A 21778-nucleotide genomic window follows, 5' to 3' on the forward strand; every position below is an offset into this window, starting at 1 on the left:
TGCTACCGAGAAGTAGCAAGGGCTTTGAATTAACCTTATATTCCGTTTTGTGGAATGTATTGCTTAGTGGTGATGTCCGCCAACGCCATGTGCATGGCCATGCGCGATTTCATCGTTGGTCGCTTCACGCGCATCGACGATTTCAATGTTGAAAGTAAGATCTTTGCCAGACAATGGATGATTAAGATCCACTGAGGCGTGTTTTAAACCGGCTTTGATGATTGTTACTTGGCGCATGCCTTTATCGGTTTGTACCATAGCAACCATGCCTGCTTTCCAGCGCTTCGCACCTTGCAGATGTTTGATTGGCATTTGCTGTGTTCGATCTTCATGACGTTCACCGTACGCATCGGCGCAAGGCACGGTCACTTCAAATTCGTCACCCACTTCTTTTCCTTCCATGGCTTTTTCAAGGCCAGGAATCACATTGCCATGCCCATGAAGATACGCCGCAGGCTCTTTGCCCGCAGAGGTTTCGATAAGCTCTTCGCCGTGGCGCAAAGTGTAGTTAAATTGAACAACTTGGTTGTCAGCAATCGACATGGTGTTTCCTCGTTTTAATTCAGTAGTAAAGCGTGATCACTCGTTGTGGTCGCACGCCTAGTATGGCGGCATTATAAAGGCTGCGTGGAAACTTACCTAGACTCTTCACGTGACTCTTTCACTAAAAAATGGAAAGTTCTAAGGAATCCTCTTTGATAATAATATCTTTCACGAGTGCCGCAGCGGTTTTTTCAAAAGGAGAATGGTCCAACACATAAACAGGGTGCTCATCAAAATACTCTACTAAGGCTTTTTCAAAGTCATCGTGCAAAGACCCAAGCGTTGAACGCAGAATTCTGTCATTAAAGCTTGAGCCTTCAACGTTGATTTTGGTGATTTTTGGCGCCACCAAATACAATCGATCCTCTTCAATGCGAACACCCGATTCAAACGACGGACTCACTTTCGTTGTTAAAGACAATGTTTGACCAAACGCAGTCAAAGTCCCCGTCATATTGCTGATCATATCAACCAGTACCAACCCACCATCTCGCTCGGTGAAATCGACCGTTGCTGAGTCGATCTGCAAATCCAAATTGAGTGTATTGTTGTCTAATATAAGCTCAAGATGATTCTCTTGAGGCTGAGCGAGTTGCTTCGCCACTTCTTGATTAACGTCGTCTTCACTCACTCGAAAACTATTACAACCGGCTAAGGCTAACGACGCGATCACCAACACACTGATGCTCAATAAACGATTCAATTGCATTATTCTCTCCAAATCGCATTCACATTCGTGTCACGCTTTTCAAACCAAAAACGCATAAAGTCTTCTGTTACTTTTTGCTCAATACCTACGGCTTCTTCTGTTGGACAAAACAATGAGATCGTAAATATATTGTAACCTTCTGGTGTCGTTGTTATACGAACTTTAGGTTCTGGGCCTGAAATTTTTATGTCCAAGCGCTTCTCAATCAAACTGTTATATCGCGTCGCAACTTCATGAAAATGTTCACTATATTCACGTATTTTTTCGAGTATCTGCTCTTTTATTGCAAACAAATTCACATCGTCTGTATTACGAGAAATAGAAAACGTATGCGTAACATAACGGCGCATGTAGTTTAAATTTTGAACCGTATGAGCCAACAAAACACTGTTTGGCACAACGGTAGTACGGCCTGTGTAAGAGTAGGTTCCGCCCTTCAAATCCACTTCAAATAAGGTGGTAGAAAGCCAATCACTGTCTGTTACTTCCCCCTCATAATTGGCAATACGAATCCAATCCCCGACTTGATAAGGTCGAGTGCTCGCGCGATAAAATGCACCAACAATACAAGCAATAAATTCTTTCGTCGCAATCACCAATGCCACCATAAAGGCGGCGATGGAGATCGCAATATTTTGCAGCTCAGATGCCCATATCAACACTAGACCAACGACCAATAGAAGGTTGAAAATATTGTCTACAGTATTGATTCTTTGACGTTTTTTATCGTGTTCTATTTTTTGGTGTAAGCGAATAGCGCGTTTGGTGTAGCGTCGGATAGCGTATGACAACAAAATCCAACAAATGGTTAAGGCAATCTCAATATGCTCCATTAAGAGAGAGAAGTCTAACTGGGAGAAATCAACAGACATAAAAATATCACTTCCTTTATCAAGGGAGCTACTTTAACAAAAAGCAGCTTGAATCAACAAACAAAAGGACTAGACAAAAAGAAAAATAATACTGTATATTTATACAGTATTATTTTTCATGAGGTGGATCATGCCTGTTATTATTAAATATGTTGTAGAACGCGATGGAATAGAAAAAATGACGTTTACTTCAAAAGCGGAAGCCGATGCATACGACAAACTATTGGATACCGCCGAAGCGCTGTATGAAATTCTGGACCAGAGCAATTTAGCGGGTGACCATAATCAAAAAGAAGCCCTCTCTATGTACCTTGCCGAAAACAAAGACACGGTCTTAGACGTATTAGGCACAAAAAAGAAAAGCCCACAAAAAACCAAGAAAAGTACCAACAAAGAAACCAGCACCCAACTTGACTTAGGTGACGCCGCACCTAAAAAGGCGTTAGAAGACCTAATCATAGAACCCGATGAAGAAGCGCTATACGACGAAGATGAAAATACCGTTGTATTTGACGATGAAGAGGGAAACGAATTTGTCGAAAGTGACGCCGCGTAATTCGCCGCGATTAACGTTTCTAATAACCAAATTAAAATTCATCACGGTTAACTAAAAGAGCTTTTATTACAAAGGCTCTTTTTTTTTCGATCTACATCACGCACGGCTCAAAAAAACACTTTTCATAAACCCAACTCACGTATACTTCACGTCATATTGTTGCATTCATTTTTCTTCAGGACGTGCTATGAAACCTGCCGACTCCCCTAAAAACACCGTCGATAAAAACATGTTGGGGGTATTTCGTTACAGCCGTCGGGCGATTAAGCTGGTGTGGCAAACCTCACCGCCCTTAACGATTGGCCTCGCCATAGCGACTTTGATAGCAGGTGTTTTGCCTGCGGCCATGGCGTACGTTGGGCAGTTGATCGTAGACGCCGTATTAGCGGCGATGGCCACCTACAAGCAAAGCCAAACATTGCACTATCAAACGGCATTGAACTATGTGGTTTTGGAGGGAATTCTCGTGCTGGTGATTGCGGCCGCCCAACGTAGTCTCACTGCGCAACAAGCGATTCTGCAAGGTTTATTAGGGCAAAAGGTCAACATGCTGATCTTAGAAAAAGCCCAAAGCCTCACCTTATCGCATTTTGAAGATTCTGAATTTTACGACAAGCTCGTCCGCGCTCGCCGCGAGGCCTCCAGCCGCCCGCTCGCCTTGGTGAATAAGACCTTTGCGTTACTACAAAACGCCATTTCCTTGTCCAGCTTTGCGGTGTTGCTCTGGCACTTTTCACCGTGGGCATTGGCATTATTAGTATGTGGCGCGTTGCCGTCTTTTATTGCCGAGGCAAAATTTTCTGGCGATGCTTTCCTCATGTTTCGCTGGCGCTCACCCGAAGTGCGTCAACAAAGCTATCTAGAAACCCTGCTGGCGCGTGAAGATCACATTAAAGAAGTACGCCTTTATCAATTAGGCGAGCGTTTTTTACAGCGCTATTCTGAAATTTTTCTCAAGTTATTCAAAGAGAGTAAGCGCCTGATTTTGCGCAGAGAAAGCTGGGGCTTCGCTCTCGGTGTCATCAGTACTCTGGTGTTTTATGGCGCTTATGGATGGATTGTCAGCGACACTATTATTGGCGCGATTACATTAGGTCAAATGACCATGTATTTGCTGTTGTTCAAACAAGGTCAGAGCGCGGTGTCCGCATCACTCACCGCCATAAGCGGCATGTACGAAGACAACCTGTATTTGTCCAACTTATATGAATATCTAGAACAAGAAACCCCGTTGTCCACAACGGGTTTATTGGTTGGCCCAACACCAAACGACGGCATTCGCTTCGAAAACGTCTCTTTTCAATACCCCGGCAGTGACAAACCTGCGCTTTCCAATATAACAATGCACATTCGCCCCGGACACAGTTTGGCGATTGTAGGGGAAAACGGCTCAGGCAAAACCACATTAATAAAACTGCTGACTCGCCTTTATAACCCAACACAAGGTCGGATTTTGTTAGACGGATTAGACCTACTTGAATGGAATGAAAGCGCGTTACTAAAACGGGTTGGCGTGATTTTCCAAGACTTTGTGCGCTATCAATTCATTGTGGGCGAAAACATTGGCGCGGGGGATAACGATAGATTCAATGACGAATTCGGTTGGAAAAAAGCCGCCGAATTGGGCAAAGCCACCGACTTTATTGATAACCTTGAAAACGGCTACCACACTCAACTTGGCCGTTGGTTTCGCGGCGGACAAGAACTGTCTGGCGGGCAATGGCAAAAAATCGCATTAGCACGCGCCTTTATGCGAGAAGACGCCGATATTTTGGTACTCGATGAACCCACCGCCGCAATGGACGCACAAGCCGAAGCGAATATATTTCAGCACTTTCAAGAGCACACCAAAACAAAAATGGCGATTCTGATTTCTCACCGTTTTTCGACCGTTCGGCTCGCGCATGAGATTATCGTCATGGTGCACGGAGAAATAAAAGAACGCGGCACCCACGACGCCCTGATCGCGCAACAAGGCCAATACGCGCATTTATTTGCCCTACAAGCACAAGGCTATAAATAACGATTATCCCGTTTCGTCATCGCGCCCGCGACGGCGAAACTGATTTTCCAGCCCCATAGACATTACGCTCAGTAAAACGACGCCACCGCCTAGCACAATCCATAAAGAAGGACGTTCTCCCAAAATAAACGACGCCATGAGAATCGCAGTCGGCGGAATCAAATACAACACAATAGAGACCTTACTCACCTCAGTACGAGACAAAACATACGCCCAAGCCACGTACGCCAATGCACTTGGAAAAACGCCCAACAGTACCACAGCAAAATTCACTGGAACATGAGAAGCCATCATCGAAGCCAATAAACCGGGAGAAAATATTAGTAAAACCGCCGTGCCCGTCCATACCGTATAACACACCATGGTTAAAGTGTTGTAGCGTGTTGTATATCGTTTTTGCAGGATGAAATACACACTCCAAGAACACGCAGAAAGAAGAATTAATACACCGTTTAGGCTGATAGCCCCTATTCCTTTATCGCCAACCACCACAATAAACGCACCAACCATGCCCCCCAAAACACAGCACCAGCGCCACACACTCACCGCCTCTTTTAAAACACACCGAGAAATAATCACGGTAAAAATAGGCGTTGATTGTGCCAGTACACTCGACGCGCCAGCGCTCACACCGCGTTGACCAAAATTTAACGCAATGTGATGTAAGGCCACAGCAAAAAAACCAAGTAAAAACAGCAAAGGAAGATCCTGTCGTTTGGGCATTTGAACACTGTGTGACATCGCCACGATAGCCATAAAAGCGGAAGCAATTAAAAACCGTAATAACGCCAACTGCCCAGCAGAATATACCTCTAGGCCAATATGGATACCGATGGGGGAATAAGCCCAACAGAGCACAACAAACAACGCGGCACAGGCCAATTTCATTTTTTAGCTCAACCTCTCACACACATTAAAAAAGACCACTGGTCGCTAAGTATTTAGGGAAGGTTTAGTATTGAGGCAACGCATCGAAACAACAATTGACGAATACTGCATCCAGTATTCACTTGGAATGAATGATGGAACTCGCTCAAATTCGTATGTTCAAAACCGTGGCCAATCTTGGCAGTGTGGTGCAAGCATCCGCTGCGCTTCACTGTGTTCCTTCAAATATCACCGCGAGGATTAAAGCACTTGAATCAGAACTCAAAGTGTCGTTGTTTTACCGAGAAGGTCGCGGGCTTAAAATCACATCATCAGGCGAGGTATTTCTGGCCTACGCGGAGAAGATTTTAGCGCTAACAGAAGAAGCCAAACGCGCCGTTGATCCATCCTCTGAACCCTCTGGAACGCTTCGAATTGGTGCTATTGAATCCTCCGCGACCAGTCGTTTGCCACCACTGCTGACAAAATTTCACGCACAGCTTCCAAACGTAGAGCTGCAATTTAAAACTGGCACTTGGCCACAATTACTAGAAGACATACATCAGCACCGATTAGACGGAGCGGTTATCGCGGTAGACATTAATCGACCTTTTCTAAACAGCGCGACCTTCTTACTGGAGGATTTGGTGCTCATTTCTTCGATGTCATCCCAGCCAATAAATACAGTGAACGACCTAGATGGAAAAACCATTTTCATGTGGCCAGAACCCTGTCCATATCGAGTAACATTAGAAACCTGGCTTAGTAAAAACAATGTCATTTCCCCCATCACGAGCATCGCCAGTTATGGCACTATTATTGGTTGTGTCAGTGCAGGAAGCGGGGTATCACTCGTCCCAAAAGGCGTCTTTGAGCAGTATCAACACGGTATGGGATTAGTCGGATATGAGTTTGCAGAATTAGAACCCATTGAAAATCGCATCATTTGGCGTAATGATACGGGGCAATTCCCCGCTCTAGAGGCTTTTATCCACATGATCAAACAGGATAAGCCGTCATAGCATGGGCTCACGCTAATAGGAAAAACTGTTTTGAATCGTCGCAATTTTATTAAATCTGGCGTGGCGCTTGCCATGACAAGTGCTTTGCCTAGCGTTGTTCTCGCTGCCAATCCTTCTGTGGGGTTCGATTATGAACTGATCGTCGCGCCAGCGGATGTCAATATTGTACCGGGCGGCAGCACGCCGGCATTGAGTTTTAATGGCGGTTACCCTTCTCCCGTGATTCGTGCCAAGCAGCATCAGCCTGTTCGCATTCGCGTCGTGAACAAGTTAAACGAGCCGACCACGATTCATTGGCATGGCATGAGAATCCCAATTGGCATGGATGGCGTGCCGTTTTTAAGTCAGCCGCCTATTATGCCCGGCGAAACGTTTGACTATGAATTCACACCACCAGACGCAGGTTCCTTTTGGTATCACCCGCACATGAACAGCGTCGAACAGCTTGGTAAAGGCTTGGTAGGCGCACTGATTGTCGATGAAGCAGAGAAGCCAGACTTTGATGAAGACCTGGTGCTTTGCATGAAAAACTGGCACATCAAAGACGATGGTTCTTTTACTGCGTTGACGACGCCACAAAATGCCTTTCGTATGGGAACACCGGGGCGCGTGATGACCATCAACGGTGACATTCACCCAACCTACGACGTGCCCGCTGGCGGCGCCATTCGTGTGCGTTTGTTGAACGTTGATAACACCTTGGTGTATGACGTGACATCAACGGATTCTGATGCTCAAATTATCGCGATTGATGGTAACCCCATTGCTCAACCAAGAGCCCTGAGCAATCACCTTATTGCCCCCGGTATGCGCCTTGATCTTGGTGTTATAGCACCCAGCAAGATCGGAGAAACCGTCACGTTTAAGCATAAAAACAAACCTATGGTGACCATTAAAACCGTAGCGAGCCAGCTTGAAAATCGCCGTTTGCCAACACTGCCTTTAAACCCCATTCCCACACCCGACTTAGAGAACGCAGAAACCATTAAATTCGCTTTCGAGTGGAACGCCAACATCACGCCGATCCATAAAGATGGCAAGGTAAACTACAATTTTTGGACGATGAACCGACGCTCTTGGGAAGGTATGTCAAAAGGCCATATTCCTGCACCACTGGCGACGTTAGAGCGCGGAAAAACTTATATTTTTGAGCTGTCAAACTTAACCCAGTACCATCATCCGATACACATTCACGGCCATACATTTACCGTTTTAAAATCCAATAAAAAGGCCATTACGCCCTTCCATACCGACACGGTTTTATTGGGTCAGAATGAAACCGTTATTGCTGCGTTAGTCGCTGACAACCCCGGTCGATGGATGTACCACTGCCACATCATCGAACATTTAAAAACAGGGTTCATGGGTTACGTCGAAGTCAGCTAACAATACATCATGACTGAACCAACAAATAGATGACACAAAAAAGCCAGATCAATTTTCATTGATCTGGCTTTTTAAATGGCGCGCTTAACTAAATAAACGTGCTTATAAATCGTCTTGGTTCTGTTCGTCTTCGAACTCGCCAGTTTCAAACTCGCCGTCTTCTACTTCTGCGACATCACGCTTAGTGCGTTGCGCTGGCGCTGCTAAAATTTCCAGATAGAACGTCGGCCATTCTTGGCTTTCAGCAAAGCTGATTTTTTCATTAATCTGAGCAACATGAATGTCTTCTGCTTGTTCTTCCGTTTGACCAAATTTACAGTCAAATCCCCAAAAATCTGCGTATTCAGGCAGCGCTTTATTACGCTCTCTTTTCAAATACTTTTTCACTTCACTTTTAGTCGCCTCAATCAAACGAGGGTAAGCGATTTTGGGATGGGATAACTTAAATGTTTTTTTCATTTGGAACCTAAATAATTAAAAATCAGGACGTACGTTGTACGTTCCCGTTAACGAGCATAATAACGGATCAGGCCGCTGTCAGCTATGAATAAGTCGGCAAATACATCAAACACTCTTTTGAGATTGACTGCTCGATTGCGATTGGTCACTCGATTGCGATTGGTCACTCGTTTGTGATTGGTCACCTGTTTGTGTTTGGCTGTTTGTTTGTATACCGCCGCGGGTTAGATTCGTTCTTAACAAGCGATGAATAAAAGCCAACTTCTCTCGAACCGCAGGCACAAGAATAAAGGGGTATAAATCCGGCTGCCCCATACCACGGTTAAGGTTATTTACCGCAAAGGTCAGTGGCATATATTGCGCCAAAATGTCCTCGAAATTTTCATGTTGAAAAGGGTTAATGTTAACCATGACCGCCAGCCCGTTTCGATTAGAACCTAGAGGAAGTAAACTCAGCCCAAGATCACTGGCCGTTTCCAATGTATCCACAATATGCAGATAATGCGCCCATGTTTCAGCCCAATCTTCCCAAGGGTGAGAAGATGCATAAACACTCACAAATGACTGTTGCCATTCTGCATTGGGTGCTTTGTAATGTGCCTCTAATGCTTTAGCATAATCCGCACGATCGTCGCCAAAAAGCGCCCTAAAATCCGCCAAATTCTTTTCGTCATCAAAAATCAGCTGATCCCAATAATAGTGCCCAATTTCGTGGCGGAAATGGCCTATTACGGTTCGGTAAGACTCATTCATGTCTTCACGCATCTGTTCACGATCGACCGAATTTCCTTCTGCAGCATTGATCGTTACTTGACCAAAAGCATGCCCAGTCATAGAACTTACGTCTTCTGGCACCACGTTATTTTCGGAAATGAAATCAAACGACAAACCGTCTTCTGGTTCTTTTTTCTTACTGATCAAAGGCAAACCAAGGCGCAATAAAGAGTACACCAACCGGTGCTTAGCAAACTCTAATTGTTGCCATGCTTGGCGTTCTTCAATTTTTTCCAAATTCGGAATGTGGCGGTTTAAATCACACGCAATACAAAACGTACTTCCGCCCTCTTCAACCAACCAATTACACACTTGATGCTGATGGTTCTCACAATAATACCAACGCTTCGCAGGTATTGATGTATCCGCTAATGCCACCCAAGCGTTATCGACGCTTTTCAATGCGCTAATTACCATTTGATCCGGTAAAAAGCCCAAAGAAGACGAGCATTGTTCACAACGTGTATTTTCGAATAACACGGTTTGTTCACAGTTTTGGCAACTAAAAATTCGCATAACGCTCCTGCTGTCCACAGACAGAGACAAATAAGTATAAGTGGAGAAATGAAAAGGCAGAATCAACATCACGCAATTGCACCATAGTAGGATCATAGTTTAAAGTACGGCGAAATACCTTCCTAAACCGCGCCCGAATGGGATATTTTTTCACGTAGAAAAACAATCATTGAGATAAAATATTGCAAAACAAAACCAAAGGTTTCGCGACCATTTCTGATGTTGCACAACACGCAAAAGTGGGTAAAACCAGCGTGTCACGATATCTCAATGGCGAACAGGATAAACTGTCCGATGCATTGCGTGAAAAAATATCTCACGCCATAGAACATCTGGACTTTCGACCCAACCATTCGGCCAGAATGCTCAAGGCTGGTCATTCCAAACTCATTGGATTATTACTCGCCGACGTCACCAATCCCTACTCTATCGATGTCCTTCAAGGGATAGAGCATGTCTGCCAACGCGAAGGCTACATGCTCATGGTATGCAATACAGACAATCAAAAAGAGCTGCAAGATCGCTATTTAAACCTTCTTGAAGCGCATCGAGTGGACGGAATCATAGTCAACACTGCTGGCATGGCACAGAAGCAAATAACCAATCTGAAACGCTTATCTTGTCCCTTGGTGCTCGTCGATCGGATCGATACCTCTCTTGGATTCGACACCATTGGATTAGACAACGCTGCGGCCGTTAAAGAGGCCTGCCAGCATCTGCAAACCAAGGCGTACGAGTCAATTTTAGTCGTTACCGAATCCATGGCCATTGACCCTCGCCAAGCTCGAGTCGACGCGATTCAAGCATTCACAAAAGACCACAGTGACATGTCTTGCGACGTGATTGAAATCGAAAAAATGAGCGTAAACTTGCTCGTCCAAGTCATTCAGAATTTTATTACCCGCCACCCAAATCAGAAAAAAGCCATTTTCACCACCAACGGCGTCGCCATGATGAGCACCGCGAAAGCCTTAAAACAGCTCGACATACACATTGGCTCACAAATAGGGCTCATCTCGATTGATGACCCAGAATGGGCACAGCTGTTCGAAGGTGGCATTACCGTCATGCGCCAACCGACAAACGCCATAGGACAAACCGCATGTGAGCGTTTACTTACTCGAATTCAAGGCAGCAACGAAACCGCGCAACACATCAAATTAACCGCCGAACTTGTTATTCGCCAATCGACATAAACCACAGTTAGACTAAAAAATAGCCGAAAATTAATGTCTTCATTCTTTTTATGGAACCGATTCCATGATACTTTATTTCGACTCTCAATAACGATAAAAACGAAACGCGGAGCGCATATGAACACAAAGCAACCACACTCTTTTGTCACGCTTGGTGAAGCCATGGCGATGTTTATTGCCAACACCCCTGGCCAGCTTGCGGATATCGAAGACTTCCATCGTTCGTTAGCCGGTGCCGAGGTGAATGTCGCCATTGGCATGTCTCGTTTGGGGTTTGAATCCAGTTACATCAGCAAAATCGGTAAAGACAGTTTTGGCGCCTTTATTCGCCACGCTATTCAAAAAGAAAATATTCGTACGGATTGGATTTCTGAAAGCGTTCATCACGCAACGGGCTTTATGTTGAAATCCAATGTCACCGACGGTAGCGATCCAAAAGTCGAATACTTCCGACGCAACTCTGCCGCGTCCACATTAAACGCCGAGGACATTGACGCCAGCTTATTGAAAGCCAATACGCACCTTCATTTAACCGGTGTTGGCGCGGCGGTGTCTGATGAAATGCGAAGCGCCATGAAACGCTCATTAGAATTGGCGAAACAACAAGGCTGCCGTATTTCTTTCGACACCAATCTACGTCCTTCGATGTGGCCTGACCAAGCAACCATGGTTGCGAAAATCAATGGATTTGCGTTCGCCAGTGACCTTGTTTTGCCCGGTATCGAAGAAGGTAAAATTTTGGCGGGCAGTGATCAACCTGAAGCCATTGCAGACTTTTACCTTCAACATGGCGTCAAAGCGGTCATCGTGAAACTCGGCAGTGCCGGCGCGTATTTCAAAACCACTAATGGCGAATTTGGCACGGTGACGGGGTTTCCTGTCGAGAAAGTAGTCGATACCGTTGGCGCTGGTGATAGCTTTGCGGTGGGTGTCATCTCTGCTTTGTTGGATGGAAAAACCATGGAACAAGCCGCTCGACGAGGAAATCTGCTAGGCTCTTTAACGGTACAAGTTCGTGGTGACAGCGAAGCGCTGCCAACCCGAACACAACTTAATGACCTAGAAGAGGTGTAATCCAATGAAACCCAAAGTCCTTTTGTATCGAGCAATTCCAGAGCAAGAACGCCAACGACTCGACGAGCAGTTCGACGTCACGTGTTTTAATAGCGTCAACGACGCCAATCAAGACGCGTTCTTAGCCGCACTTGCAGACACAGAAGGCTTGATAGGTTCGAGCTTAGATTTACCACCAGAGCGACTTGATCTTGCGCAAAAACTGCAAGCTGCCTCGACCATTTCTGTCGGAACCGACCAGTTTGATTTAGCGTATCTTGCCAAGCGTGATATTCCCTTAATGCATACACCGGGCGTGCTAAACGAAACCACCGCCGACACACTATTCACTCTGATTATGTGTACGGCTCGTCGTGCCATCGAATTATCCAACATGGTGCGCGAAGGCCGTTGGACAAGCAACATAGGCCCAGCGCAATACGGCACAGATGTACACGGAAAAACCTTAGGCATTATTGGCATGGGTCGCATTGGCTACGCAATTGCCAAACGTGGGCATTTTGGTTTTGACATGAAGATCCAATACAGCAACCGAAACCGTAAACCAGACGCAGAGCAAGATTTGAATGCCACTTATATGGACATGGAAACTTTACTTAAAACATCCGATTTTGTCTGTGTGATGACGCCATTAACCGCGGAAACAGAGCAATTAATTGGGGCAAAAGAATTCGCTATGATGAAGCCCAACGCCATTTTTATTAATGGCTCCCGTGGCAAAGTGATCGACGAAGCGGCGCTTGTCGACGCCCTAAGCAATGGCACGATCCGTGCCGCAGGTTTGGACGTATTTGAAGTCGAGCCTCTATCGGGTGACTCACCGCTTTGCAAACTCGACAACGCGGTATTGTTTCCACACATTGGCTCTGCAACCACAGAAACGCGTCTTGCTATGGTCACTTGCGCGGTAGACAACTTGATTAACGCAATGAATGGTGATGTTTCAAAAAACTGTGCGAATAAAGAGCTACTCGATAGGTAGCCCAGCGGCTACCCTTTTTTACCTAATCATTAAAAGGCCAATTGTATTCAAGAAAAACGCGCAGCATCGATAATAGACCAAAGATGAAATATCCCACCGACAATCCACATGAAGAACAAAATAACCGTTGCGCCTAATGCATAACTTACGCATGTAACAACGAAAAAAAGCAACGCCATAAAAATACGTCCCTGAACCAACTGACCCAACCCAGGAATAAAAATACTGCAAATTGCAGCAAGCACATTGCCGCCAGAACCTTGACCCGCCATAAGATTTTCCATTACAAAACGATTAAAAGACAACCAGAATAGGAACAAAAGCCACAAATAGAAAGTCTCTTTTCGTTGTGATTCGGTTAAAAATATTCTTTCTTATTCAGATAAGCCTGCTTGATATGCTCGATCAATAACCGAAGCTTTTCAGGCAGGTATTTAGTAAAAGGGTAAATTGCGTACACCCCAAGCTGACGAGGCTGATATTCAGGCAAGATAACCACCAGCTTGTCTTGTTGCAAATCCTCGTAAACACAACATCGCGGCACATACACAATACCGAAACCCGCCAACGCTGCCTTGCGTAATGCTTGGGCGTTATTGGTCGCAAAGCTGCCACTGATGCGAACACTTTCTTCAATGCCATTTTTTGTAAAACGCCAATCAAAAGACCCTTGCGCTTGGTAGGTATACGCCAAACAATTATGGCTTTTTAATGCGTCTAGGCTTGAGACATCACCGTGCTTTTCAAGGTAGCTCGGCGAGCAGCAAACCACCCAGTTAGATTGAATCAGTGGCTTAGCAATTAAGCTCGAATCCTCAAGCTTGCCAGTTCTAATCGCCAGATCGAGCCCTTCTGCCACCAAGTCCACAAAGTCGTTTTCAAGGCGCATATCGACGGTGATGTTCGGATATTGCTGACAGAATTCCGCAATGGCTTCCGCCAAGAGCAATTCGCCTGAAATCGTCGGAACCGAAATTTTAATACTCCCCGACAAACCTTGGCTAAACGCCGACACCGACGCCACCGCATCACTGACTTGGCCTTCTATGTTTTTGGCATGAACGTAAAGGTTCTCGCCCGCTTCCGTCAGACTAAGCCGTCTTGTGGTGCGATGAATCAGCTGCACGCCAAGATCCTGCTCTAGCTTGCTGATGCGCTTGCTCAGCGCTGGTGTCGACAAGCTCGCGTATTGCGCGGCTTTATTGAACGAACCTGCATCGGCAACATTCACAAAAAGTGTTAAATCGGCAGCGTTCAAAGTTGTGTCCTTTTTATTAAGACGTTTTTGGAAAGAGTTTATTATTTTATGTCGTATTTATTATAAATCAATCAGAGACTATGATTAGGAATAACAAATAGACTCGACTCAAAAGGAGCAAGATCCATGCGTCTTAAAGACTGCCACAACTTCCATGATTTTCGTATTCTGGCTAAAAAGCGTTTACCCAGTCCGATTTTTAATTACATTGATGGTGGCTCCGACGATGAATCGACCTACCGCCGCAACACCGCCGCGTTCGAAACCTGCGACCTAGTACCAAGCGTTCTGACAGGCGTAAAAGACGTCGACCTGTCTGTCACCGTCATGGGGCAAAAACTTGACCTCCCCGTCTATTGCTCACCCACCGCATTACAACGTTTGTTCCACCACGATGGCGAAAGAGCCGTTGCCAATGCTGCCGAAAAATACGGCACCATGTTTGGTGTATCGTCTCTTGGCACCGTGAGTATGGAAGAAATCGCCAAACAAACCACCTCGCCTCAGGTGTATCAATTCTACTTCCATAAAGATCGCGAGTTGAACCGCGCCATGATGCAGCGCGCCAAAGATTCCGGCGTACAAGTGATGATGCTCACCGTGGATTCCATCACTGGCGGCAACCGAGAACGAGACCTTCGCACCGGTTTTTCCATTCCCTTTAAATTGAATTTAAAAGGCATGCTGCAGTTTGTTCTGAAACCTATGTGGGGCATTAACTACGTCACACACGAACCCTTTAGCCTGCCACAACTAGACGAGCACGTGGACATAGGAAACGGCGCCACCTCAATCGGCGACTACTTTACCAACATGCTCGACCCTTCAATGAACTGGGACGACGTCGCGGAAATGGTGAAATTCTGGGACGGCCAATTCTGTTTAAAAGGCATCATGAGCCGAGAAGACGCTCGCAAAGCGGTCGACATTGGCTGCACTGGCGTGATTATTTCCAACCATGGCGGACGTCAGCTTGATGGCTCTCGCAGCTCATTTGACCAACTCGCGGAAATCGTCGAGGAAGTCGGCGATGAAATAGACGTGATTTTTGACAGCGGCGTACAACGCGGTACTCACGTGCTCAAAGCGTTGTCCCTAGGCGCAAAAGCCGTCGGCATCGGCCGCATGTACTTGTATCCACTCGCCGCCGCCGGACAACCCGGCGTAGAACGCGCACTTGGACTCATGAAAGCAGAACTCGAACGCGACATGAAACTCATGGGCAAAACATCGATTGACCAACTGACGAGAGAAAACTTGCGGTTTCGGTCTTAGCCCCAGAAAGGCCCTTACTCATTATTGAATAATGGGTAAAGGGCTTTCGGTTTTACAGAAATGAACCGAATTCAACATGCTATAAAAAATTCAAACACTGATCTTTTTGTACAGATACTTTTGACACGTTCTTTCATCCAACCGTTTAAGCACAAAGACCATAATCCCGATGACGGCCACTGAAAACACAATCCGTCCCCAGAAAATAGTAGTGAAGTTGGCGCCAATCAAGAGAATCAGTAGTGTGTCTTCGATCAAGCTGTGCAGTAGGTTGAGCAGCATCATGGCGACAAAAATATCCCGTGGGGAAATGTGCCCTCGTTTGGCTTCGTTGATCAATAAACCGCCACCAAAAGAAACACCGAGCGTAATGCCGACAATGGTTAAGTTCGTCGCTTCTCGGCTGATACCAAGCACAGACAAAATGGGCTTGAGTAATATGCCCATGAGTTTTTCGATACCAAGCAGCTTTAAGAGTCTTAGAAATGTCATCAACGCGGCGATCACCACAAAGATCATCACCAAGCTTTTCAGCTGATCAATTGCCCAAGCCATGTAACTTGGATCACTCACTGGCGCATGTCGCCAAACAATCTCAGCAGGCGTATTGAGCAAATCGCCACTTTGGTAAAATTGGTGGAAAATCCAGCCCATTAAAAAGCTACCACCAAGTCGAATAATCAGCGTCGCAGCAACGCCAACACCCGCTTTTTTGGCGACGGCAACTTCAATCGGGAGAGAGTGCGCCAGCAGCAGCAATATGCCAAGTACCGACACTTGGGCAACGGTTAAGTCCGCGTCGATGCTCATAAACACCACCAGCCCAGCGTACATATTGGTCACCAGCGTGGTTGCCCACACCAAGCCCATTTCACTGGGTAATCCCACCAAAGACATAACGGGGCCGAGCCATTCGCTCAGCAGTTCAATGCCGCCAAATTCTTCAATAACCTTGATGATAATAATCATCGGAATCATGATTTTATAAAGCGTCCATGTGACGCTCAGGATTTCTTTCCACAGCCCATTCCATAAAAGCCCTACCAAAAACGCTACTTTCTTATACATCGTCTTGCTCCCATCAATAATGCAGCAAAGTCTATGTACATATCGAAAAATATGTCGCTTAATTTACTTAATAAAAATCATCATGATTTCTAATTTTTATACTATTAAGAAATTATTAATTGAAAATTATCGATTTAGAGAACTTTATGGAATTAGACAAAATAGACCGAAAAATCTTAGACAGTTTGCAGCGCAATAACCGTATTGCCAACATTGAATTGGCCGACGAAGTTGGCTTGTCACCACCGGCATGCCATAAAAGAGTCAAACGTTTAAGAAATGAAAACATCATTATCGGGGACGTTTCCCTTGTGAACCCTGAACTAACGGGCAACAAGCTAACATTGTTAGTATCGGTTGAAATGGAGCGCGACCGTAAAGAAATTTATGATGCGTTTAAAAAAGTGGTTAGCAAAGCCCCAGAAATAAAACATTGTTACCAAATCACCGGAAATTACGACTTTGTGATGGTAGTGACCGTTCCAGATATGCAGGCGTTTGAGCGGTTTGTCGACCGAGTGCTTCACACTGACGCCAACATTCGTAAATTCCAAACATCCTTGTCGCTTAGAACCGTAAAATCCACCACCGAGATCCATTTGAGTGAATGAGTCTGTGGATTACTTCAGCGCCTTTAATGCGTCTTGCAGTGGTTGAGCAAGATACTTTGGCTCGACGGCCGTCAGCGAGACAGTATCGCATTGCTGGAATTGACTGAAGGGGTTAATGGCTTCCACAAAGGCGTGAATGATCTGATCGTCATCGAATCTCTTTTGCCCTAATTGTGATTCAACGTGCAGGAATTTGATTTCCAAACGGCGCTCTTTGCGATGGGCTTTGCAGTCCATGCGGCCGATAAATTCACCGCGAAACAGCAAGGGCAAAGAAAAGTAGCCATATTGCCGTTTTGGCTCTGGCACGTAACATTCAATTTGGTAGTCGTATTGAAAAAAGTGCTTGAGGCGATCGCGCTGAATCACACTGTTATCAAATGGCGACAGAATCTGCATTCGATTACTCAGCGTCGGTAAGCGCCGTTCGAGCGCACCAGCTTCGACGAAATACACCTCGCCATTGTTGAGTTCAACTTGCTCTAATGTTCCCTGCGCTAAACGCTCGTTAACCAATGCTTTCATCGCATTTCGCAGTTCAGTATTGCGGCGTAAATAAGTCAGCCCTTTTATTGATACCACGCCATGACAACGAAACTGCTGGTCAAGCATGTGCGCGACAAACTCGTCCATCGTGGGCATGGTTGAATTAACACTAGACGGCAAAACCCGTTCGGTTAAATCGTAATTTTTCTGGAAACCAGCACGATCCTTCACCATCAAATCGCCTTCCATAAACAATTGCTCTAGCGCTTTTTTCGCGGGTTTCCAATCCCACCAGCCTGCTCGATTGCTCGACTTTGTTTCAACATCTCGGGAACGCAACGGCCCTTCTGCACGAACACGCGCTAGCAACTCAGCCATCAGCTTTCTGTCTGGGTCTTTATTCCAATGGGTTTGGCCGCTTTTAATCGCGTGTTTATAAGGCAAAGAAAAACGAAAATCGTCCATCGGCAGAAAGGCCGCCGCGTGTGACCAATATTCAAAAATATCGCCATTAAGCAACATGGTATCCATCATCGATGGCTCAAACGTTGGCACTCTAGAATGAAGCACATGGTGATGCGCCCGCTCCACCACAGAAATCGTATCGATCTGTACATAACCTAAATGCGCTATCGCCTTGCGCGCGCCAGCCACACCACGGCCAAACGGCTGAGCCTGCAACAAGCCTTGCGACGACAAAGCAAGACGGCGAAGACGAGATAGATCTTTAGAAGAAGTCAGTTTGATCATGATTTAACGGAGCCTTGTTGTGCATGATGGATGGCATCATTGAATAATGTACCTTAAAGCGAAGAGATTCGCCGAACTGCGTTTGAAAACATTAACGAATAGGCCGCGTATCGCTAAAAGCCTCTTTCAACCGACTAGAAATTGGGTGGTTGTCTTTGAGTTGCAATAAGTCCCATAAGTTACCGTATAAATCTTCAAACACCGCCACTGTGCCATATTCTTGCTCAGCTGGTGATCGCACAAAATGAATGCCTTCTTCGATCATGCGTGTGTAGTCTCGCCAGAAATCGTCGGTGTTTAAAAACAGAAAAACACGACCACCCGCTTGGTTGCCAATAAAGTCCATTTGCTCCGGTTTGGACGCTTTCGCCAATAGCAGCGTTACGCCTTTTGACCCTGCGGGAGAAACCACGACCCAACGCTTGTCTTGCGCTGGCTGGTAGGTATCTTCGATTAACTCGAATTTTAATTTATTAACATAAAAATCAATGGCTTCGTCGTAGTCGCGAACAACCAAACCAATATGCACGATGTCTTGCTTCATAGGTTCATTACTCGTTTCAATTGTGGAAATGAAAGTACTATAACGCCAATGAAATCGCATCGAAAACGAAAGTTTGTATTTGAAAATCAGATTACCTATGTGAGCAAACAAATATCATTTAACCAGCAAGAATAAGATCACCAGAAACAGGCTAAAAGACACGCCTTGCCAGAACATTACAGGGTTACGCTGCATCAAAGGAGGTCGAGTTCGGTCGAGGAATATTTGATTCGGATGATGTAAGTCGTAGACGAATTCAGAGACTTCTTCGTAGCGCTTTAGCGGGTTGATGTTTAGGGCTTTATGCAGTGCGTCATCAATCCACACCGGCAACTCTGAATCTTCGGTAATAACGCTGCGATAGGCTAAGCGTCGTTGGGCGGCCACACTTCGAGCTTGGGCGATGTTGGCGCTGTAAGGGAATTGGTTACCAGATAACATTTGATAAGCAATCACGCCGAGCGCGTAAATGTCAGATCGCTCGGTGCCCGCGTGACCAAGAAAATATTCTGGTGCAGAATAGCGCATGGTGCCGCGTAAGACTTCTTCATCTTGAGTGTTGGTCACACCGGCAATGTAGGTGGAACCAAAGTCGATGATTTTCACGATGTTGTGCTTGTCTATCATGATATTCGCAGGACGAATGTCTTGATGAATCATGGCTTTACGGTGAAAAGCCTGTAGACCATTAGCGATCTGAGCAATGATATCGCGGATTTGTTCCAGCGTGGGTTTCGGGTTGTCTATCATCCATTGCGCAAGAGATTGGCCTTCAATGTATTCGGTAACAAGGTAAAGCGATTCCCGCTGTCTTGGGGGTTCGATGGCTTTGACCACATGTGGATTACTGACACGTTTAGCGATCCAGTCTTCCAGCATGAAATTTTCAAGATAGGATTGGTCGTCACTCAATTCTGCGGACGGTGTTTTAATCACAACCATGTCATTTGTGTCGAGATCTCGTGCTAAAAACACATGGCTTCGGCTACTCACGTAGATCGAGCGAATGATGTCGTAGCCTTCAAATTGCATTCTTTCTTTTAATGGCGGCGGTAACGGCAAAAGGCTGACATTGTGCTGAATGTCTTCTATTTGGTAATGGGTGACCTCGTCCACTCGAACGATCTGCACACTAAGATTGTCATCGCTGCCCGCGTTTAAGGCTTGCTCTAGAATTTGCTCTGCGGCGCGGTTTAAGTCGCTAGATTGCGCGATACACGAGGCTATTTCCTCAGTGGAAAGGAAGTCGTAAATGCCATCCGTCGTCATGACAAAAACATCGCCTCTGGCAATGGGAAAGGTGTGGTAATCAATCTCCACAACCGGATCGATGCCCAAGGCGCGAGACAAATAACTCTGCGCGGTCGATACGACTCGACGGTGGTCTTTCGTTAATTGTTCTAGCGTGGTGCCAACAAGTCGGTATATTCGGCTGTCACCGGAATGAAAAAGGTGCGCACTATTTGAACGAAGCACAAGCGCACTGAACGTACACACGTAACCTTTGTCTTTATCGAATCGGCTTGGGCCACTTTGTGTTTGCGAGTACAGCACCGCATTGATGGATTTGACCACTTTTTCGGCCGATGTTTTGACCGACCAGGCTTCTGACGTGCGGTAATAATCCTCTAAGAAACTGGTAACGGCGGTTTCACTTGCGACTTGGCTAACCGGGCTCGAACTAATGCCATCGGCAATCGCCACGGCAACACCTCGTGTGGTTAATAGTGGCTCGGCGGGGATGTGGTGCCCTAAGAAATCCTGATTGATGGTTTTTTTGCCTTTACTGGTCGCGCTGCCGATACTGACGCTAAGAGCCTTCATTCCGCTTTCCTTAATCAAACAACACCCTACAAATTCAAAACAACCTGTAAACACAAAAACTCCGTAGACACGATCGTATCTACAGAGTTTTTTAACGCTCAATGAAACCGTATTACGATAGTTTACGTGACGCGGACGTTTTTACGTGCGTCAAATACAATGGCAAGCCGACCAACAACAAACCGCCAGCCAGATTACCCAATACAGTTGGAATCTCATTCCATACAAGGTAGTCCATAAAAGTAAATTCACCACCCATAATCATTGAGAATGGGAACAAGAACATGTTAACGATGGAGTGTTCGAAGCCCATGTAGAAGAACAACATAACGGGCATCCACATGGCGGCCATTTTTGCGCCAGCCGACGTAGAGATCATCGCGCCAACCACGCCCATAGACACCATCCAGTTACACAACATGCCACGGATGAAAATAGTAAACCAACCCGCTACACCATGAGACTGATAACCCAATGTACGAGATTCGCCAATCGTGCTTACTTTCGCCGCGATCGCACCACCGTCGGTTGAAAAACCATACGTTAAGATGAAAGACATCATGAAAGCCGTTAATAACGCGCCCGCAAAGTTGCCGATAAAGACCAATCCCCAGTTTCGCAATACTTGCGCAGGTGTAACACCTGGACGCTTATCAAACAAAGCCAAAGGCACTAAGGTAAACACGCCCGTTAACAGGTCAAATTTCATTAAATAAAGCATGATAAAACCAACAGGAAACAGCACCGCACCCAATAATGGATTGCCTGTTTTCGTCGCAACTGTGATAGCAAAGATTGCCGCCAACCCTAAAATTGCCCCCGCCATAATCGCTCGAATGAGGGTGTCTTTTGTCGACATGTAGACTTTTTGTTCGCCTGCATCGACCATTTTGGTTACGAATTCACTTGGTTCTATATACGCCATTTTTACGCCCTCTTCTTTTAAATTGTATGCTTTTTTAATCGCTATTTTGAATAAATTC

22 protein-coding genes are annotated in these 21778 nt (G+C 45.8%); 9 read left to right on the forward strand and 13 right to left on the reverse strand.

Annotation, left to right across the window (positions count from 1 at the left end; all coding sequences use genetic code 11):
- Positions 1-63 precede the first annotated feature (63 nt).
- From D104_RS31410 to D104_RS31420, 3 genes are all read right to left on the reverse strand, one after another.
- Positions 64-543 carry an FKBP-type peptidyl-prolyl cis-trans isomerase gene (locus D104_RS31410; protein WP_024024617.1) on the reverse strand — a complete coding sequence of 160 codons (480 nt, stop codon included), beginning with the start codon at positions 541-543 and terminating at the stop codon, positions 64-66.
- Between the two features lie 121 nt (positions 544-664).
- Positions 665-1252 carry a DUF1439 domain-containing protein gene (locus tag D104_RS31415; protein ID WP_024024618.1) on the reverse strand — a complete coding sequence of 196 codons (588 nt, stop codon included), beginning with the start codon at positions 1250-1252 and terminating at the stop codon, positions 665-667.
- Complete coding sequence (locus tag D104_RS31420) at positions 1252-2124, reverse strand: mechanosensitive ion channel family protein (RefSeq protein ID WP_024024619.1); 873 nt, start codon at positions 2122-2124, stop codon at positions 1252-1254. The genes D104_RS31415 and D104_RS31420 overlap by 1 nt, the downstream gene beginning before the upstream one ends.
- A 130-nt stretch (positions 2125-2254) precedes the next feature.
- Here D104_RS31420 and D104_RS37705 point away from each other — a divergent pair, with 130 nt between their 5' ends.
- Positions 2255-2680, forward strand: a complete 426-nt coding sequence (locus D104_RS37705) for a YebG family protein (protein ID WP_024024620.1) — start codon at positions 2255-2257, stop codon at positions 2678-2680.
- A gap of 187 nt (positions 2681-2867) precedes the next feature.
- Positions 2868-4703: an ABC transporter ATP-binding protein gene (locus D104_RS31430; protein WP_024024621.1), complete on the forward strand. Its 1836-nt coding sequence runs from the start codon at positions 2868-2870 to the stop codon at positions 4701-4703.
- A 3-nt stretch (positions 4704-4706) separates the two neighbouring features.
- Here D104_RS31430 and D104_RS31435 read toward each other — a convergent pair whose 3' ends face one another.
- Positions 4707-5591: a DMT family transporter gene (locus tag D104_RS31435; protein ID WP_024024622.1), complete on the reverse strand. Its 885-nt coding sequence runs from the start codon at positions 5589-5591 to the stop codon at positions 4707-4709.
- Between the two features lie 131 nt (positions 5592-5722).
- On the opposite strand from D104_RS31435, the gene D104_RS31440 reads away from it, so the two are divergent.
- Positions 5723-6592 carry a LysR family transcriptional regulator gene (locus D104_RS31440; protein WP_200866768.1) on the forward strand — a complete coding sequence of 290 codons (870 nt, stop codon included), beginning with the start codon at positions 5723-5725 and terminating at the stop codon, positions 6590-6592.
- Positions 6593-6622: 30 nt separating this feature from the next.
- Complete coding sequence (locus D104_RS31445; protein ID WP_024024624.1) at positions 6623-7978, forward strand: multicopper oxidase family protein; 1356 nt, start codon at positions 6623-6625, stop codon at positions 7976-7978.
- A 102-nt stretch (positions 7979-8080) separates the two neighbouring features.
- On the opposite strand, the gene D104_RS31450 is transcribed toward D104_RS31445, so the two are convergent.
- Both D104_RS31450 and D104_RS31455 read right to left on the reverse strand, forming a co-directional pair.
- Positions 8081-8437 carry a DUF6172 family protein gene (locus D104_RS31450; protein WP_024024625.1) on the reverse strand — a complete coding sequence of 119 codons (357 nt, stop codon included), beginning with the start codon at positions 8435-8437 and terminating at the stop codon, positions 8081-8083.
- 105 nt (positions 8438-8542) lie between these two features.
- A complete protein-coding gene (locus tag D104_RS31455) occupies positions 8543-9727 on the reverse strand; it encodes a zinc-binding metallopeptidase family protein (protein ID WP_024024626.1) in 1185 nt (394 codons plus the stop codon).
- 182 nt (positions 9728-9909) lie between these two features.
- On the opposite strand from D104_RS31455, the gene D104_RS31460 reads away from it, so the two are divergent.
- From D104_RS31460 to D104_RS31470, 3 genes are all read left to right on the forward strand, one after another.
- Complete coding sequence (locus D104_RS31460) at positions 9910-10923, forward strand: LacI family DNA-binding transcriptional regulator (RefSeq protein ID WP_024024627.1); 1014 nt, start codon at positions 9910-9912, stop codon at positions 10921-10923.
- A 117-nt stretch (positions 10924-11040) separates the two neighbouring features.
- Positions 11041-11997: a sugar kinase gene (locus D104_RS31465; RefSeq protein ID WP_024024628.1), complete on the forward strand. Its 957-nt coding sequence runs from the start codon at positions 11041-11043 to the stop codon at positions 11995-11997.
- A gap of 4 nt (positions 11998-12001) precedes the next feature.
- Positions 12002-12979, forward strand: coding sequence for a 2-hydroxyacid dehydrogenase (locus D104_RS31470; protein ID WP_024024629.1), 978 nt, complete (start codon positions 12002-12004; stop codon positions 12977-12979).
- Between the two features lie 47 nt (positions 12980-13026).
- Here D104_RS31470 and D104_RS31475 read toward each other — a convergent pair whose 3' ends face one another.
- Together D104_RS31475 and D104_RS31480 are read right to left on the reverse strand one after the other, a co-directional pair.
- Positions 13027-13251 (reverse strand): hypothetical protein, encoded by a 225-nt coding sequence (locus tag D104_RS31475; RefSeq protein ID WP_024024630.1) that lies wholly within the window; start codon positions 13249-13251, stop codon positions 13027-13029.
- Positions 13252-13337: 86 nt separating this feature from the next.
- Entirely contained in the window at positions 13338-14237 is a 900-nt protein-coding gene (locus D104_RS31480; protein WP_024024631.1) for a LysR family transcriptional regulator, read from the reverse strand.
- Between the two features lie 126 nt (positions 14238-14363).
- On the opposite strand from D104_RS31480, the gene D104_RS31485 reads away from it, so the two are divergent.
- Positions 14364-15512, forward strand: coding sequence for an alpha-hydroxy acid oxidase (locus D104_RS31485; RefSeq protein WP_024024632.1), 1149 nt, complete (start codon positions 14364-14366; stop codon positions 15510-15512).
- A gap of 90 nt (positions 15513-15602) precedes the next feature.
- Here the strand turns inward: D104_RS31485 and D104_RS31490 are convergent, their stop codons facing one another.
- On the reverse strand, positions 15603-16580 hold the full coding sequence (locus tag D104_RS31490; RefSeq protein ID WP_024024633.1) for a nucleoside recognition domain-containing protein: 978 nt from the start codon (positions 16578-16580) through the stop codon (positions 15603-15605).
- Positions 16581-16726: 146 nt separating this feature from the next.
- Here D104_RS31490 and D104_RS31495 point away from each other — a divergent pair, with 146 nt between their 5' ends.
- The gene (locus D104_RS31495; protein ID WP_024024634.1) at positions 16727-17191 is read left to right on the forward strand and encodes an Lrp/AsnC family transcriptional regulator; all 465 of its coding nucleotides are present in this window, start codon (positions 16727-16729) and stop codon (positions 17189-17191) included.
- A gap of 9 nt (positions 17192-17200) precedes the next feature.
- Here the strand turns inward: D104_RS31495 and D104_RS31500 are convergent, their stop codons facing one another.
- The 4 genes from D104_RS31500 to D104_RS31515 form a co-directional block, all read right to left on the reverse strand.
- Positions 17201-18427, reverse strand: coding sequence for a winged helix-turn-helix domain-containing protein (locus D104_RS31500; RefSeq protein WP_024024635.1), 1227 nt, complete (start codon positions 18425-18427; stop codon positions 17201-17203).
- Positions 18428-18518: 91 nt separating this feature from the next.
- Entirely contained in the window at positions 18519-18971 is a 453-nt protein-coding gene (locus D104_RS31505) for a VOC family protein (protein ID WP_024024636.1), read from the reverse strand.
- 114 nt (positions 18972-19085) lie between these two features.
- Positions 19086-20795, reverse strand: coding sequence for a bifunctional protein-serine/threonine kinase/phosphatase (locus D104_RS31510; RefSeq protein WP_024024637.1), 1710 nt, complete (start codon positions 20793-20795; stop codon positions 19086-19088).
- A gap of 112 nt (positions 20796-20907) precedes the next feature.
- A complete protein-coding gene (locus D104_RS31515; RefSeq protein WP_031215074.1) occupies positions 20908-21720 on the reverse strand; it encodes a formate/nitrite transporter family protein in 813 nt (270 codons plus the stop codon).
- Positions 21721-21778: the final 58 nt, after the last annotated feature.

Origin of the sequence: Marinomonas profundimaris (assembly GCF_000508165.1) — a bacterium.
Lineage (GTDB): Bacteria > Pseudomonadota > Gammaproteobacteria > Pseudomonadales > Marinomonadaceae > Marinomonas > Marinomonas profundimaris.